This is a genomic window from Psychrilyobacter piezotolerans (assembly GCF_003391055.1).
Classification (GTDB): Bacteria; Fusobacteriota; Fusobacteriia; order Fusobacteriales; family Fusobacteriaceae; genus Psychrilyobacter; species Psychrilyobacter piezotolerans.
On the sequence record NZ_QUAJ01000045.1, the window covers coordinates 1 to 14,482 of the forward strand.

Genomic DNA, 14,482 nt, shown 5'->3' on the forward strand with positions numbered 1-14,482 from the left:
ATCGACTTTCCTCCAAAATTTATTATTCCCAGAAAAATTAATTCAAATTTTAAAAGGATATGAATACGGATATCTAAATTTTAGATCTGAAAAATTACATATAAACGAAAATGGAGTAGAATGTTTTCTGCAACCTAATGAAGGAAGTACATTAATTTCGTTAATAAAATACGTTAAAATAAATAATGGGGTTTCTGATGCAGAAATTAAAAATTGGTTTTCATTTGAAAATGTTGAGCCAGAACTTATTGAGGAATTTTTTGAGATAATGGGGATAAAATAAAAATTAATAAATGAGGAATTAAAAAAGCTATTTATCATACTTTTAAAGTATAATAAATAGCTTTTTATTGTTGGTTCTTTATTTTTTCCATCCCCATAGAATCGCTTTCCTCCCTCTTTATTGAAAGAGGGAGGAAATAAAGGAGGGAGTTCATAGAATACTTCTATACTTCCCCGCAATAGATCATACGATTATAAACATGTTTAAATCCGAGCTTTTTATATAGTCTTTTAGCCCCTTTATTATCTAAATCCACATGTAGTGATAAATTCCCGTCGGTTAGATCGATAGCACGCTGTATTAATTCAGTTCCGACACCCCTGCCTTTACTGGCTTTATTTGCTCCAATATATGCCAAATGATATTTTGGTATAAATTCTTCGAATCCCAGATTAACAATAACACAGACACCTTCATAGACACCGTCACGAGAAGCTAATAATATAAATCCTTTATCAATAGCATTTTTTATTGCATCCTCTGTCTCCAGTACAGAATCCGAGTATTGTACCAGATACTCTCGGGTTAATTTGACTAATTTATCTTTGGAAACCTCATCATAGTCATTTAAATTTTCAACGTTTATGACACACTTACCTTCATTTAGGATAATTACATGCCTTCCTTTTTTTATCTTTTTCTCTTTAACTAATTTATAAAAAGCTGCAAAAGAATACGCTTCCTGTTTATTTATCTTTATATGCTCTTTTTGTCTTAAAATTTCAACACTTTCTTTTAATAGTTCTTCATTGATGGAAATAATTTTACCGTCGGTTTCATTGACATCTAAAAAAGTTTGTTCCAATAACCCTTTGTCTAATAATATATGATTTCTGGATAATTCTTCATTCCTAAATCCTTCAAGAACGTTATTTTTGATCTCTTTAGTCCTTTGAAAGTTTTTAAAAGCTGCATTTCCTTTTCCCCAAGTTCCGCAGATAACACTTGGAAATTTTTCAATTTCACCATTCATCCATTTTTTTAGTAAGGAATTGTGTATACTTGTCAGTGTATAACCATAGCTTAACTGTGTGTAGATGGCATCTACTTTATAGTTCAGCTTTGTAACAATTTCGTCTGTCAAATTTTCCAGGATTATCTGACTTATATGAATATTAGTATAACCTTCAGCTGCCAGGTAATAATTTTTATCTTCTGCAGTTTTTGTCACAATTTCCAATTGTGATCCATATTTTAAAGACCTTAAATCCAGAATGCCTTTATCTTTAAATTTTCCTGTTTTCCATCTTTCTCCCTTAAATAATGGAATAACAATATCTAAACTTTCCAGATCAGCATAGTATAATACAGAATTAATATAGCTGACCGAACCGTTTACAACAATTCCTTTATATTTATGAGCAATGGCATCTCTTACTAAAACTTCCGCTATTCTGTCATGTTTATGACCCGCCGGATTTACACCCTCTAATTTTATATAAATTTCTCCTACATCGAACAATTTTTCAAGTTTATGAACTCTCAATAAGGGGGTTTTTCCGCTTTTCAACATAGTGTTTCCTCCTTTTTTTTAACAACTTGCATTATACAATAAAACCTTAAAAATACCTCACCAGCAGATACACAATACTCAAAAGAAGGGATTGAAATGTAATGATAATTCCAAATTTAAAAAAATGAAAAAATCCTATCTCCTTTCCCGCTTTTCTTGCTATATTAGCTCCTACAATGTTTGCTGCAGCTCCTATCAGGGTCATATTCCCTCCGAAACATACACCCATGGAGAGTGCCCACCATAGGGGAGCAGTATTTTCTCCCATCTGAGGTATGAGCTCTCCTATTATCTTAGTAAATGAAATTGTATAGGGGACCACTCCGATTATGGGAGCAATGACAGTGGAGGAGATCACAGTCAGTATAACGGCAAACTTTGCATTTCCCTTGGTAACATCCAGGATGAAATCACCTACATCACTGATTAATCCGGTAGCAGCAAGGCCGTCTACCAGGATAAATAATCCGGCAAAGAAAAATAAGGTTGACCACTCTATGTGTTTATAGATTTCCTCGGGATCTTTTTTTGTTAAAAGGATTAAAAGTGTCGCTCCGGAGATGGAGATTACGGCTAATCCTATACCTGTAATCACATTGGAAACAAATCCAGCCATCACGAGAATAAAAACTAGAATAGATTTTTTTAAAAGAACCTTATCTTGTATGATCCTGCCTGCATCCATCTCCATAATCTTAGCTTTATTCATCCTGGAAACATGTAGTTTTTTATGGAAAAAAACCACCATAAGAGCCAGAAAAAGAATCATATTAATGATTACAATGGGACCCATATTAAGGAGGAAATCATTGAATCCTAAACCTGATTTAGTTCCTATAATTAAGTTAGGCGGGTCACCGATTAAGGTAGCTGCACCTCCTATATTCACAGAAAATATTTCGGTAAAAAGAAATGGCAGGGAGTCTATCTTTAGCTGTTCGGCAATCAAGATAGATATTGGGAATATCAGGAGAATTGTTGTAACGTTGTCTAAGAGTGCAGATGCTATTGCCGAAACTATTCCTAAAAAAATCATTATCTTAATGGGATCTCCCTTGGCTGACTGGGCTATCTTTATTGCTGTCCATTGGAATATTCCTGTTTCAGCCATTATATTCACAATGATCATAAGTCCCATAAGTAAAATTAAGATCTCTATATTGCTGCTGACAGCATAAAGAGCTTCGTGTTCATCTATAACTTTAAAAAATACCACAGCAGCTCCCCCGGCAATTGCAGCTGAGGATCTGGGTATTTTTTCAGTTATGATAAAATAAAAGGTTATGATAAATACTGTAAGTGCTATTAAAACATTAGGGTTCATGGGCAACATCTCCTCGATTTTCTAATTAATTTATACATCGATCTTAAATATTATCCTTTAAAATTAATTTCAGGAGGGTACAGGATGAATGATCGATTAAATATATAGAATTGTTTTTAGAGGAGGAGCTGAGTTTTTTACGTAAATTAAATATAATTTATTTAAAATAATTTGGGGGTAGCGACTATGTCTATAAAATACAAAATTATTGAATTGATTCAGGGAGATATAACAAAGTTAAAAATTGACGCAATTGTAAATGCAGCCAACAATGGTTTATTTGGAGGGGGAGGAGTTGATGGTGCAATTCACAGAGGTGGTGGAAAGGAAATTGATGATCAGTGCAAACTTATCAGAGAGAGACAGGGAGGGTGTAAAACTGGGGAGGCGGTGATAACAACTGGGGGGAATCTTGAGGCAGACTATGTAATACACACGGTGGGACCTGTATGGAATGGTGAAAAAAGCGGAGCTGAGGAATTTTTATCCAGCTGCTATAAAAACAGCCTGAATCTGGCCGTGGAAAAAAACATAGAAACTATAGCCTTTCCATGCATCAGTACCGGGGTTTACGGATTTCCAAAAGATCTGGCAGCTGAAATTGCAGTTTCAAGTATTATGGAGTTTTTAAAGGATAATACAGGTATTAAAAAAATTATTCTCGTATGTTTTGAGGATGAGTCATTTAAAATTTATAAAAAATTATTAGGCCTTTATAATTCAAATTAAAATAGATCTTCCAGATATTGATTTTTTAGAGGGAGATAAATTTTTCCCAGCCTGAATCTTTTAATTTAAATATAATTATTTTCTCTGCTTTAAATTTTTTTTTATACTCTATATCCTTAAAATATTCCCAGGCCAGGGTAAAATTTTCTTCCGTTAAATCCTTAGAGGCGATAGTTATATGGGGAATAAAATCAGCCTCTTTGGATTTTATCTTATGTTCTTTTGAAATTTCATCATCTACATTTTTTTTCAGCCTGAGAAGCTCCTTATTTTCCTCTACAGCTATATAGATAACCCTTTTTCCAAAATATGAAAACCCATTCAACACCACAGCAATATCTTTTTTTAATGTTTCTTTCAGGGCAGACTTTAAAGAAATAATTTTTTCTTCTTCACTGTGAAAGGGGGAAACCAGGGTTATGTGGGCTGGTAATCTCAGGGCACGCTTTGAATTAAATTTTTTCATACAGGCTTTTTTAAATTTCTTTATTTCTGCCAGAAGATTTTCAGGAGGCAGGATACCAATAAAATATAAGTCTTTTTTGTTTTCACTTTCCATAATTTAATCCCTCCCTTTTATTAATTTATACAATTATATTAAATATTTTCCTTTAATCTCAAAGGCGGATTTTTTTTAATATAGGAAATTATACCCGCAATGGGCATCACCAAAATACTACCCGCAAAGGGGTATCACCAAGATTTCTAAAGATTATTACACAATCTAAGAACCTTGAGATATTAGTTTACTATATAAACATAGAATTTTGAGATAAAAGTGATTTGATATATAAATTCTTTGAAAAATCAGTATTCTTTCTAGTTTGAGGTGATATAATAGAAAAAGAGTGATTAAAAGGACTAAATTATGGACATTAAAGAAAGAGAGAAAACAGGAGGAGAGATGGCAAAAATATTTAAATTTAATGAAGAAGCAAGGGTAAAATTGAAAACAGGTGTAGATACCCTGGCAAATACAATAAAAGTTACCCTGGGACCCAAGGGAAGAAATGTAGTTTTGGGGAAGCAGTACGGGCCTCCCCTTATTACAAATGACGGGGTATCCATCGCAAAGGAGATTGAGTTGGAAGATATCTTTGAAAATATGGGAGCTGAACTGATAAAAGAAGTAGCCATAAAAGCCAATGATGTGGCAGGAGACGGGACTACTACAGCCACAGTACTGGCTCAAGCTATTGTAGAAGAGGGTTTGAAGGTTGTGTCTGCAGGGGCGAATCCTGTTTTTATAAAAAAAGGGATAGAACTTGCGACCAATAGGGTAGTAGAACTCCTAAAGGAAAGAAGTAAAACCATTGAAAATAAGGAGGAAATCATCCAGGTAGCTACCATATCGGCGGGGGATGAGATCATAGGAAGGTTGATAGCTGATGCCATAGAAAAAGTTGGTGAAACAGGTGTAATTACCGTGGAGGAAGCCAGCTCAATAGAGACTACCCTGGATGTAGTGGAAGGGATGCAGTTTGACAAGGGATATCTGTCTCCATATATGGCAACCAATACAGAAAAAATGACAGCGATCATAGAAAATCCATATATACTGATAACGGACAAAAAGATAAAAAATATGCAGGAGATCCTGCCAGTATTGGAGGAGTGTATGAAGGGAGGAAGACCTCTGCTGATCATAGCCGATGATATCGAAGGAGAGGTGCTTAATACCCTTGTACTGAATAAATTAAGGGGGACCCTAAGTGTGGTAGCGGTGAAACCTCCTGCCTTTGGAGATAGGCGAAAATCCATCTTAGAAGATATAGCCATCCTAACCGGGGGAACCCTCATCTCAGATGAGAAGGGGATGAATATATCCGATACCATAAGTCTTCATCTGGGAGGTGCTGCCAAGGTAAAGATAACACAAGACAGCACTATTATCGTAGGAGGATTGGGAAATGATGGATTAGTTTATTCAAGAATAAAGCAATTGAAGACCCAGATAAGTGAATCCACCTCTGAATATGATATAGAAAAATTACAGGAACGTCTGGCAAAATTATCTGGGGGAGTAGGTGTGATTCGGGTAGGAGCTACCACTGAAACGGAGTTAAAGGAGAAAAAACTCCGGATAGAAGACGCCCTCAATGCTACAAAAGCGGCCATCTCAGAGGGAATAGTTCCCGGAGGGGGGTGTGTATTGGCAGATATATCCAAGCAATTAAAAACCTTGGATTTAGGAGAGTCAAAAGAGATAAAACAAGGTGTAGATATCATAGTTAAGTCACTCCTGGCTCCTCTAAGGCAGATAGCTGAAAATGCCGGGTTTAACGGTGAAGATATAGTCCGAAAAGTCATGGATTTAGATTCTGAAATCGGGTTTGATGCACTGACTTGTGAGTATGTCCATATGATCGAGAGAGGAATAATCGATCCCACCATGGTAACCAGATCGGCCATACAAAATGCAGCGTCCATCTCGGCCCTTATTCTGACTACTGAAGTATTGGTAGGAGAGATAGTTAAGGAGGAGGCTCCTGTTATGCCCATGATGTAGAAAATAAAGAGAACCTAGAAGCATATACTTCTAGGTTCTCTTATTTTTATTGTTATGCCTGTCTGGATGCAACGTCACCTTGCTTTTTTACCTGGAATTGCACCTAAAAGAGATTTGGTATAGGGATGTTTTGGATTGTCATATAATTTTTCAGCTTCATTTATTTCTACAATCTGTCCCTCTTTCATCACTGCTATCCTGTCACACATATAATAAACTACATTTAAATCATGGGATATAAAAAGATAGGTCAACCCCATTTTCCTTTGAAGTTCCTTCATAAAATTTAATATTTGTGCCTGAACCGATACGTCCAGTGCAGATACCGCTTCATCTGCTATAACAAAATCTGGTTCACACATAAGAGCCGCAAGGATAGCAACCCTTTGTCTCTGTCCTCCTGAAAGCTCACTAGGATATTTACTCAAAAAACTCTCATCGAAACCTGCTATCTCCAGCATCTCTAAGATTTTTTTTCTTCTTTCATCCTTGGAGTAGAGGTTATGAATTATCAGAGGTTCCATTAAGATCCACCCTATGTTTTTTTTTGGATTTAAAGAATGGTAGGGATCCTGAAAAATCATTTGAATATTTTTTCTCATCTCCTTGAGGTCTCGTCGTCCTTTTAATCCATTGATATTTATTCCTTTATAGATTATCTCCCCGCTATCAGCAGTGAGCAACTTACTTATAAGATTTCCCGTTGTAGATTTCCCGCATCCTGATTCCCCCACAAGACCAAAAACTTCCCCTTTTTTTATCTCAAAAGAAATATTGTCCACTGCTGCCTTGGAATCCTTAGATTTAAAAAAATTAGAACTTCCAAAATTCTTCTTCAAATTTTTTATTTCAATTATATTTTCCATCATTTCCACCTATATATATAAACATCTAACCAGATGTCCATCCTCTCTTTCTAAAAGTTCTGGTAAAATTTCATGACATCTTTTTTTCGCCATGGGACACCGGGTAACAAAAGGACATCCGCTCTCTCTTTCGGATAAGGTGGGAACCCTTCCTGGGATGGAATAAAGGTCCTTCCCTTTATGCAGCGGGTTTGGTATGGCGTCTAAAAGACATTTAGTATATGGATGCTTTGCGTCTCCCAGCTTCTCTATCACTTCTATAATATGACCAGCATACATTATTGCGATCCTATGGCACAGGTCTCCTACTAAATCTAAGTCATGGGATATGAAAAGAAGTGAATTATCCTTTTTTTTATTTATTTCCTTTAATAGATCTATAATTTGAGCCTGTGTACTTACGTCCAGTGCTGTAGTAGGTTCATCAGCTATTATTAGTTTTGGCTCACATGCTATGGCCATGGCAATAACTATCCTCTGCCTCTGTCCCCCTGAAAGTTCATGGGGAAACTTCTTATATGTATCCTCTAAATCCTTTAAATTTACTTCTTCCATGAGTTCTAAAGTTTTTTCTTTTATTTCTTTTTTAGATAAAGATGTGTGGATTTTTAAAATTTCCCCGATTTGTTTACCTACTCTATGGAGGGGATTTAGGGCTGTTAACGGCTCTTGAAAGATCATGGAAATTTCCCTTCCCCTGAGACTACCCATCTCTTTTTTAGAAAGATTTAAAATGTTTTTACCTAAAAAATTAATTTCTCCACTGAAACTTGCGTTTTTTCCTAGGAGTCTCATTATGGATAGGGATGTAAGACTTTTTCCGCATCCCGATTCTCCTACTAATCCCATAATCTCACCTTTTTTCACATAAAATGAAAGATTATTCACAGCCTGTAATTTTGTTTTTTCATTAAAATATATATTTAAATTTTTAATTTCAATAGTCATCTTTTCCCTACCCTTTCTGATATCCTCTTAAAAAATCTCCCAGCATATTGAGTGCCAATACAGTTAAACTGATCATTAGCCCTGGAGCCAATGTATACCAAGGAGCGATCATGAAATACATCTGTGATTCACTTAACATCCTGCCCCAGCTGGGATTGGGAGCCTGTACTCCGAGACCTAAATAACTAAGGGCTGCTTCAGCCAGTATGGCACTTGAAAAACTCATGGTTCCAGCCACTATTATCGGGGACAGAACATTGGGTAAGATGTGGTGATATATAATTCTAAAATTAGAAGCTCCTCTTACTCTGGCAGCTTTAATATATTCCAATTCTTTTTCCCGGAGGAATCCGCTTCTGGTTATCCTGGCAAATGTCGGTATGGACATTATTCCTATGGCCACCATTGTATTTTCTATTCCAACCCCAAATACAGAGATAAACATAAGGGCAAATAAAATCCCGGGAAAAGCCATCATGGCATCTATTATTCTCATTATGATTTCATCTATTTTACCGCCAAAATATCCGGATATTGCTCCCAAAAAAACTCCCATACTACAGCCTATAGTGACAGATATTATCCCCACCAAAAAAGCAGTCTGGGATCCCTTCATGAGCCTGCTCAGGATATCCCTTCCGAAGTTATCGGTACCTAAAAGGTAGGATGAATTCGGTGGGGAAAGTTTCAGCCCGGTATTTATTTCGGTAACTGAATGGGGCAGATAAAAAAAACTCACTCCCATAATAAGCAAAAGGAATATTAATATTCCTCCTCCTATTATGAGATTATGATCTTTAACTTTTATATTCATTTTATTCTCCTAAATCGATATTCTCGGGTCTACAATTCTATATAATATATCAATTAAAAAATTTATAATTACCACGACCAAAGCTATATAGGTTATGATAGCCTGGACTAAGGGTATATCCCTTGTAGTGACTCCATTAATTAGAAGGGTTCCGATTCCCGGCAAATTAAATACCTGCTCAACCACTATAGCTCCTCCCAATACCCCTGCCGTCAACATACCGATTATGGTGATTGTCGGGATCAGGGCATTTTGAAGGATGTGATAAACATATATTTTATTGGATGAAAGTCCCTTGCTGTATGCTGTTCTTACATAGTCTTTTTCCTGTTCTTCCAATATTATATTTTTCATATGTCTTGCTACAACTGAAATCCTGGAGATAGCAAGGGCAAAAGCCGGCAGGGTTATTATCCTGATATACGAGATGGGATCCTCTGAAAAGGGAATATATTTCAGCGAAAACAACTTAAATATTATCCCGAATACAATTAAAAAGATTATCCCCAGCCAAAACTCCGGGATAGCAAGGCCTATATGAGAAAATATAGAGAGAAAAGCTCCAAATTTAGTATCGTTATATTTGGCATTTAAAATTCCAATGGGTATCCCTATAACTACTGCAATTAAGATGGCATAAACTCCTAAACTCAGTGTAACGAATATTCTCTCTCCTATAAGTTCTTCTATTGGTCTTGAAAATCTTATAGATTCTCCCAGGTCCCCCTTCAAGATATTTCCTGCCCAATGAATGTATTGTGTGGATAACGGCTTATCCAGCATAAGCTTTACTCTCAGTAGATCTATTTGTTCCTGGCTGGCTTCTATTCCTAATTTTGAAAGTGCAGGATCTCCAGGAATTATCTGAAACACTGAAAATGATATCACCGAAACAAGAAACAATGTGAAGATCATTATACAAATTCTTTTGATAAAATAAATCATATTTTCTCCTATTTTACAAAATAAAGGGTAGAGATATCCTGTACATAGATAGGATACGGAGTATATCCTCTTAGATCTTTACCCGTTGCAATTATTCCTGCCGGTGCCATAATAAACACGACTGGAATATCCTGAGCCAGTATCATTTGAGCTTCTTTATATAAGTCTATCTTAATTTTCTCATCTGTAATTTGAGTGATTTTTTTCATAACTGCATCGTATTCTTTAGAGTCATAGTTCATAAAATTTCTATTATGAGTGCTGATATAACGATTCAATATGTCGTAGGGTTCAATCTTTCCATCCAATGCAATTATTGTCCCTTCATATTTTCTACCTGCATAGATATCCTTTAGCCAAGTTCCCCATTCTACCTCAACTAAATTTGCTTTTATTCCTACTTTTTTCAGCTGCTCCGAAACAATAACTCCTGTGTCAGCGTGAAAACGATAGTTTGTAGGAAGACTTAGGGTAAATTCAAATCCATTTTCATACCCGGCTTCTTTTAATAACTTCTTAGCCTTTTCTATATTATGTGTATAAACACCTTCTGTTTCAGCATTATAATAATTTTTCATAACCGGACTCATATTAGTTCCGATGGGTTTTCCTAAACCTGCATCCAGTGTATCGATGATTTCCTGTGGGTTCATTGCATAGGCTATTGCCTGTCTGATTCTTAGATCATCAAATGGTTTCACCTTATTATTTAAAGATAAGATCTGCATAAGATTCTGTTCGGTTACAATTATATTGTGTGTATTTTCCAAAGTTGGAATATGAGTGGATCCCATACGTGGATAGAGATCTATTTCCCCCCTCTGAAGGGAAAGTATGGAACTCTGTTCATCCTTAATAATTGAAAATTCCACCTTGTCTATAGTTGGAATCCCCTCTATCCAATATTCTGTGAATTTTTCCATGACAAGTTTTTGTCCCGGCAGATATTCTATAAATTTAAATGGTCCTGTTCCAATAGGCGACTGTTCAATATCCACTACATCCCCTGGAATGATAGCTGTAGTAAATTTACTCAGGATAGTTCCGTCTACTTTATTTAATTCTATTGCAACAGTTTTTTCATCTATTTTTTTTATTTCTTTTATATTTTTAGCCAGATCCCTTACAACTGAGTTTCCTGGGAAATCACCATTGATCCTGGTCAATGAAAATATAATATCTTCCACTTTCACATCTTTACCATTGTGGAATTTTATTCCATCCCTTAATTTAAAAGTATATACCAGGTTATCTTCTGATATTTCAAAAGATTCTGCCACAGCGGGCACTAATTTTCCTTCGTTGGTTGGTTTTAATAAGCCCTCAAAGACATTAAACATAACTTCATAAGTTCCTGCAGCTATTGCTTTATGTGGGTCTAAAAAATCCATGTCCTGGGATATTCTAACAACAAGCTCTCCGCCATCTGCCTTAGTTTTTAGACTGCTTTCATCGGATGATTTGTCCTCCCCGCAACCACTAACCATTAACATCAACACAGCCAATAAACCTATTAATTTTTTCATAATTCCTCCTAAATAATATAGTCTCATTTCCTTACTAATTAGTATCATTTATTAAGGTACAAATTAGTAATGTATTCTTCTAGAAATTCCTAAAGGTATTTTTTTAAGAGGGTTTTCTTTCTTTAGCCCTTTTAATACTTGTGTCTGTGAATATTTCTTTAGGAAAAAATTTATCTGTAAATCTTTAAATACTTCCTTGTTTTTAGGAAGAACTCTCTCTATTGGATAAAAATTTATTCTGAAGTCTACCTATAATACTACTAACTAGTTTCAAAATCAATGTTTTTTTGATTTTTTTTTTTAATAATTTTAAAAATAAAATTTCTACTTAGATGGATTCTGAAAAATCGAAGTGACGTTGTCACTTGCTGGGAGGTATTTTTCTATAATTTCTTAGATAATAAAAAAAAGTAGTTTTTTCATATGAAAAACTACTTTTTTAAATTTATTAATAATTGATGTTTCGCGCTTATAAAGTTCGCAATAATATTAAGATGTAATTCTTATTTTCTTTAAAATTATATTGAAAATAAAGTATTTTGATTATTTTAAAGAAAAATTATGGCTGTTTGCCCCGGCGGTCAAACTCTAGGGTTTTAAAGGCGTGCACCATCGCGAAAGTTCAGTTAATAAGATATAAGTTAGAATATATGAGTTTTGTTACAATATATATAATCCAAGATATCCCAAAACTCCCGAAGAGATGATAAGGATAACTGGATTGATTTTTTTCTTATAGGCTATTCCAAACATGAGGATAGATATAATAATTGTTTTTATCTCTACTTTGTTTTGAAGGATCCAGGTAGCCCGGGCAATCATATATCCTGCATATAAAATTAGAGCTGTAGTCAGAGATTTTAAAACAAAAAAAATAGCTCTCTTATAGATATTTTTCTCCAATCGCTGCAAGACTTTAGCTAAGATCAGAATAACAATGATAGACGGGAGTGCAAGTGCAAATGTTGCTACGACAGCTCCTCCTATTCCTGCCGCTTTATTTCCTACGAATGTTGCCGTATTCATAGCGATGGCACCGGGGGTCATTTGGGATATAGATAATACATTAAAAAACTCATCATATCCCATAAACCCGTTTTTTTCTAATTCATTCTGCAAAAGGGGGATAGAAGCCAGTCCTCCTCCAAAATTAAAGAGCCCTATTTTAAAATACATGGTAAATAATTTCAGGAGAGTTATAAAATAAGCCATCTATTTCACCTCCAAAATAGATTTTATCCTGCTTGGGAGAAAAAATGTAGTAACAGCTCCCAGTAGTGCTCCAAGGAGAATGAGTAAAATAGGACTGATATCAAATATCAATAACAGAATAAATGCAATGATAAAAATAATATAACTCATTCCGGATATAAAACTTTTCCTGCAGATCTTTAGGGTTGAACTTGCAATAAGTCCTATGATACAGGCTCTGATCCCCAAAAAGATACTGTGAATCACCGGGTTATCAAAAGACTCCCCTAAAAAATTATAGATCAGGGTAATAATTATAAGGGATGGGAATATAATTCCAAGGGAGGCTACAAATCCTCCTAATTTTCCAGCCTTCTTACTGCCTATAAATGTAGAGGCGTTTATAGCTATGGTTCCGGGAGTCATCTGAGATACTATAAACATCTCCATAAGTTCCTCCTGTGTAATCCATCTTCTTTTTTCCACCAATTCTTTTTCGATAAGGGGTAACATTGCATATCCCCCACCAAAGGTGAATAAACCTATCTTAAAAAAAGATATAAACAATTCCTTTAACATATTAAAACTCCTTTAAAAATCAAATGTAATTCTGCTGAAATCTATTTTTTCTTCTGTATCCTCTTTATTAAATTTAAATTTATCTTTCTGGGAATAAATTTTGTAAAAGCTATCATAAATTTGTTTAAACTTCCGTGGATGAGAACATCTTTTTTAGTATCTATATTTTTATACAGGTATTTTGCCACATCTTCCGGATCAGCTATATGAAAGTTTTTAAAGAGTCCCTTTTCTATCCCATCCATCTTTTCAAAGGCAGTTTTTGTAGGGCCTGGACAGAGGGTGATGACCCTTATATCGCTGTCTCTGAACTCTTCTGCAACTCCTTCAGAAAAATTTAACAGGTATGATTTTGTCCCGTAGTAAACACTCATAAGGGGACCGCTGTGAAAACCGGCTGTGGAAGCTATATTAAATACTCTGCCCCTTCCTATTTTGAGCATATCCCGTAAAAATAATTTCGTAAGAACGGTAGGCGTGACTATATTTAAATTTATCAGATCCAGGTCGGACCGGATCTCTTTTTCTATGAATTCACCGTGGTATCCCATCCCGGCATTATTGATAAGGATATCTACTTCTAATTGTTTTTTTTTAACTGTTTCATATAAACTGACGGCTCCTGTTTCCCCTGATATGTCCAAAGGTATTATTTTTATATCTATCTTATATAGGGACTCTAAATTTTCTTTGAGGAGGGATAGAGCACCTCTGTTTCTAGCAACTAAGATTAGATTATGGTTGTTTTGGGCAAAGGTATGGGCTAATTTCAATCCAATCCCTGAGCTACCTCCTGTTATAAGTGTGTATTTCAAAGTTCCTCCCTGATCTTAAAAATATGAACCGTAATGAAGGTCCGGTTATTAAATTTATTATATCATAAAAAAAGAAGCTAATTTATATAAAATCAGCCTGTTAATTTTTATTATTATTTAGGAAATTATATCTAGGGCATAATACTAATAATTTAATTCGTAAACATAGAATTTTGCGATAAAAATTATAAAACCTTAGATTATGCCTATCTGGATGCAGCGTCACGTTGCTTTTTTATTATCTAGGAAATTATAAATTTGAATATTTGTAAAAAAGAAGAAGTTTAGTTGGATGATAAAGAATTTTTAGAGAAAAAATTACTTTTAGGAAATAAATGAATAAAAAAATGTATATAAAAAGGGGCTTAGAAAATAAGCTTCTTCGAAAATATTAAGTTGTAAAAATTTAAGAATAATACAAATCTCCATATTTTTTATGA

Annotated in this window: 14 protein-coding genes; 3 read left to right on the top strand and 11 right to left on the bottom strand. The window is 34.8% G+C overall.

Going from position 1 to position 14,482, the window contains the following annotated elements; translation table 11 throughout:
- A partial coding sequence (locus DYH56_RS16060) for a hypothetical protein (RefSeq protein ID WP_158539176.1) occupies positions 1–283 on the top strand: 283 nt, incomplete at its 5' end.
- Positions 284–446: 163 nt separating this feature from the next.
- Here the strand turns inward: DYH56_RS16060 and DYH56_RS14795 are convergent.
- Both DYH56_RS14795 and DYH56_RS14800 read right to left on the bottom strand, forming a co-directional pair.
- Positions 447–1,796, bottom strand: coding sequence for a pyridoxal-phosphate dependent enzyme (locus DYH56_RS14795; protein ID WP_114643643.1), 1,350 nt, complete (start codon positions 1,794–1,796; stop codon positions 447–449).
- Between the two features lie 46 nt (positions 1,797–1,842).
- The gene (locus DYH56_RS14800) at positions 1,843–3,120 is read right to left on the bottom strand and encodes an ArsB/NhaD family transporter (RefSeq protein ID WP_114643644.1); all 1,278 of its coding nucleotides are present in this window, start codon (positions 3,118–3,120) and stop codon (positions 1,843–1,845) included.
- Positions 3,121–3,306: 186 nt separating this feature from the next.
- Here DYH56_RS14800 and DYH56_RS14805 point away from each other — a divergent pair, with 186 nt between their 5' ends.
- Positions 3,307–3,849, top strand: a complete 543-nt coding sequence (locus tag DYH56_RS14805) for an O-acetyl-ADP-ribose deacetylase (protein ID WP_114643645.1) — start codon at positions 3,307–3,309, stop codon at positions 3,847–3,849.
- Positions 3,850–3,874: 25 nt separating this feature from the next.
- On the opposite strand, the gene thpR is transcribed toward DYH56_RS14805, so the two are convergent.
- Entirely contained in the window at positions 3,875–4,408 is a 534-nt protein-coding gene (gene thpR, locus DYH56_RS14810; RefSeq protein WP_114643646.1) for an RNA 2',3'-cyclic phosphodiesterase, read from the bottom strand.
- A 345-nt stretch (positions 4,409–4,753) separates the two neighbouring features.
- On the opposite strand from thpR, the gene groL reads away from it, so the two are divergent.
- A complete protein-coding gene (gene groL / locus DYH56_RS14815; protein ID WP_114643655.1) occupies positions 4,754–6,358 on the top strand; it encodes a chaperonin GroEL in 1,605 nt (534 codons plus the stop codon).
- A gap of 74 nt (positions 6,359–6,432) precedes the next feature.
- Here the strand turns inward: groL and DYH56_RS14820 are convergent, their stop codons facing one another.
- From DYH56_RS14820 to DYH56_RS14855, 8 genes are all read right to left on the bottom strand, one after another.
- Positions 6,433–7,224, bottom strand: a complete 792-nt coding sequence (locus DYH56_RS14820; RefSeq protein ID WP_158539177.1) for an ATP-binding cassette domain-containing protein — start codon at positions 7,222–7,224, stop codon at positions 6,433–6,435.
- A gap of 9 nt (positions 7,225–7,233) precedes the next feature.
- Complete coding sequence (locus DYH56_RS14825) at positions 7,234–8,172, bottom strand: ABC transporter ATP-binding protein (RefSeq protein ID WP_114643648.1); 939 nt, start codon at positions 8,170–8,172, stop codon at positions 7,234–7,236.
- Positions 8,173–8,179: 7 nt separating this feature from the next.
- Positions 8,180–8,986 (bottom strand): ABC transporter permease, encoded by an 807-nt coding sequence (locus tag DYH56_RS14830; RefSeq protein ID WP_114643649.1) that lies wholly within the window; start codon positions 8,984–8,986, stop codon positions 8,180–8,182.
- Positions 8,987–8,995: 9 nt separating this feature from the next.
- Positions 8,996–9,931, bottom strand: coding sequence for an ABC transporter permease (locus DYH56_RS14835; RefSeq protein ID WP_114643650.1), 936 nt, complete (start codon positions 9,929–9,931; stop codon positions 8,996–8,998).
- Positions 9,932–9,939: 8 nt separating this feature from the next.
- Positions 9,940–11,457, bottom strand: coding sequence for an ABC transporter substrate-binding protein (locus DYH56_RS14840; protein ID WP_158539178.1), 1,518 nt, complete (start codon positions 11,455–11,457; stop codon positions 9,940–9,942).
- A 660-nt stretch (positions 11,458–12,117) separates the two neighbouring features.
- Entirely contained in the window at positions 12,118–12,669 is a 552-nt protein-coding gene (locus DYH56_RS14845) for a chromate transporter (RefSeq protein WP_114643652.1), read from the bottom strand.
- Positions 12,670–13,227 carry a chromate transporter gene (locus DYH56_RS14850; protein WP_114643653.1) on the bottom strand — a complete coding sequence of 186 codons (558 nt, stop codon included), beginning with the start codon at positions 13,225–13,227 and terminating at the stop codon, positions 12,670–12,672.
- A 41-nt stretch (positions 13,228–13,268) separates the two neighbouring features.
- Positions 13,269–14,042: an SDR family NAD(P)-dependent oxidoreductase gene (locus tag DYH56_RS14855; protein ID WP_114643654.1), complete on the bottom strand. Its 774-nt coding sequence runs from the start codon at positions 14,040–14,042 to the stop codon at positions 13,269–13,271.
- Positions 14,043–14,482 lie beyond the last annotated feature (440 nt).

Coding starts and splice junctions, on each gene's coding strand:
- thpR (WP_114643646.1), bottom strand. CDS start 4,408: ATGGAAAGTGAAAACAAAAAAGACTTATATTTTATTGGTATCCTGCCT.
- DYH56_RS14820 (WP_158539177.1), bottom strand. CDS start 7,224: ATGGAAAATATAATTGAAATAAAAAATTTGAAGAAGAATTTTGGAAGT.
- DYH56_RS14840 (WP_158539178.1), bottom strand. CDS start 11,457: ATGAAAAAATTAATAGGTTTATTGGCTGTGTTGATGTTAATGGTTAGT.
- DYH56_RS14835 (WP_114643650.1), bottom strand. CDS start 9,931: ATGATTTATTTTATCAAAAGAATTTGTATAATGATCTTCACATTGTTT.
- DYH56_RS14795 (WP_114643643.1), bottom strand. CDS start 1,796: ATGTTGAAAAGCGGAAAAACCCCCTTATTGAGAGTTCATAAACTTGAA.
- DYH56_RS14850 (WP_114643653.1), bottom strand. CDS start 13,227: ATGTTAAAGGAATTGTTTATATCTTTTTTTAAGATAGGTTTATTCACC.
- DYH56_RS14830 (WP_114643649.1), bottom strand. CDS start 8,986: ATGAATATAAAAGTTAAAGATCATAATCTCATAATAGGAGGAGGAATA.
- DYH56_RS14845 (WP_114643652.1), bottom strand. CDS start 12,669: ATGGCTTATTTTATAACTCTCCTGAAATTATTTACCATGTATTTTAAA.
- DYH56_RS14800 (WP_114643644.1), bottom strand. CDS start 3,120: ATGAACCCTAATGTTTTAATAGCACTTACAGTATTTATCATAACCTTT.
- groL (WP_114643655.1), top strand. CDS start 4,754: ATGGCAAAAATATTTAAATTTAATGAAGAAGCAAGGGTAAAATTGAAA.
- DYH56_RS14805 (WP_114643645.1), top strand. CDS start 3,307: ATGTCTATAAAATACAAAATTATTGAATTGATTCAGGGAGATATAACA.
- DYH56_RS14825 (WP_114643648.1), bottom strand. CDS start 8,172: ATGACTATTGAAATTAAAAATTTAAATATATATTTTAATGAAAAAACA.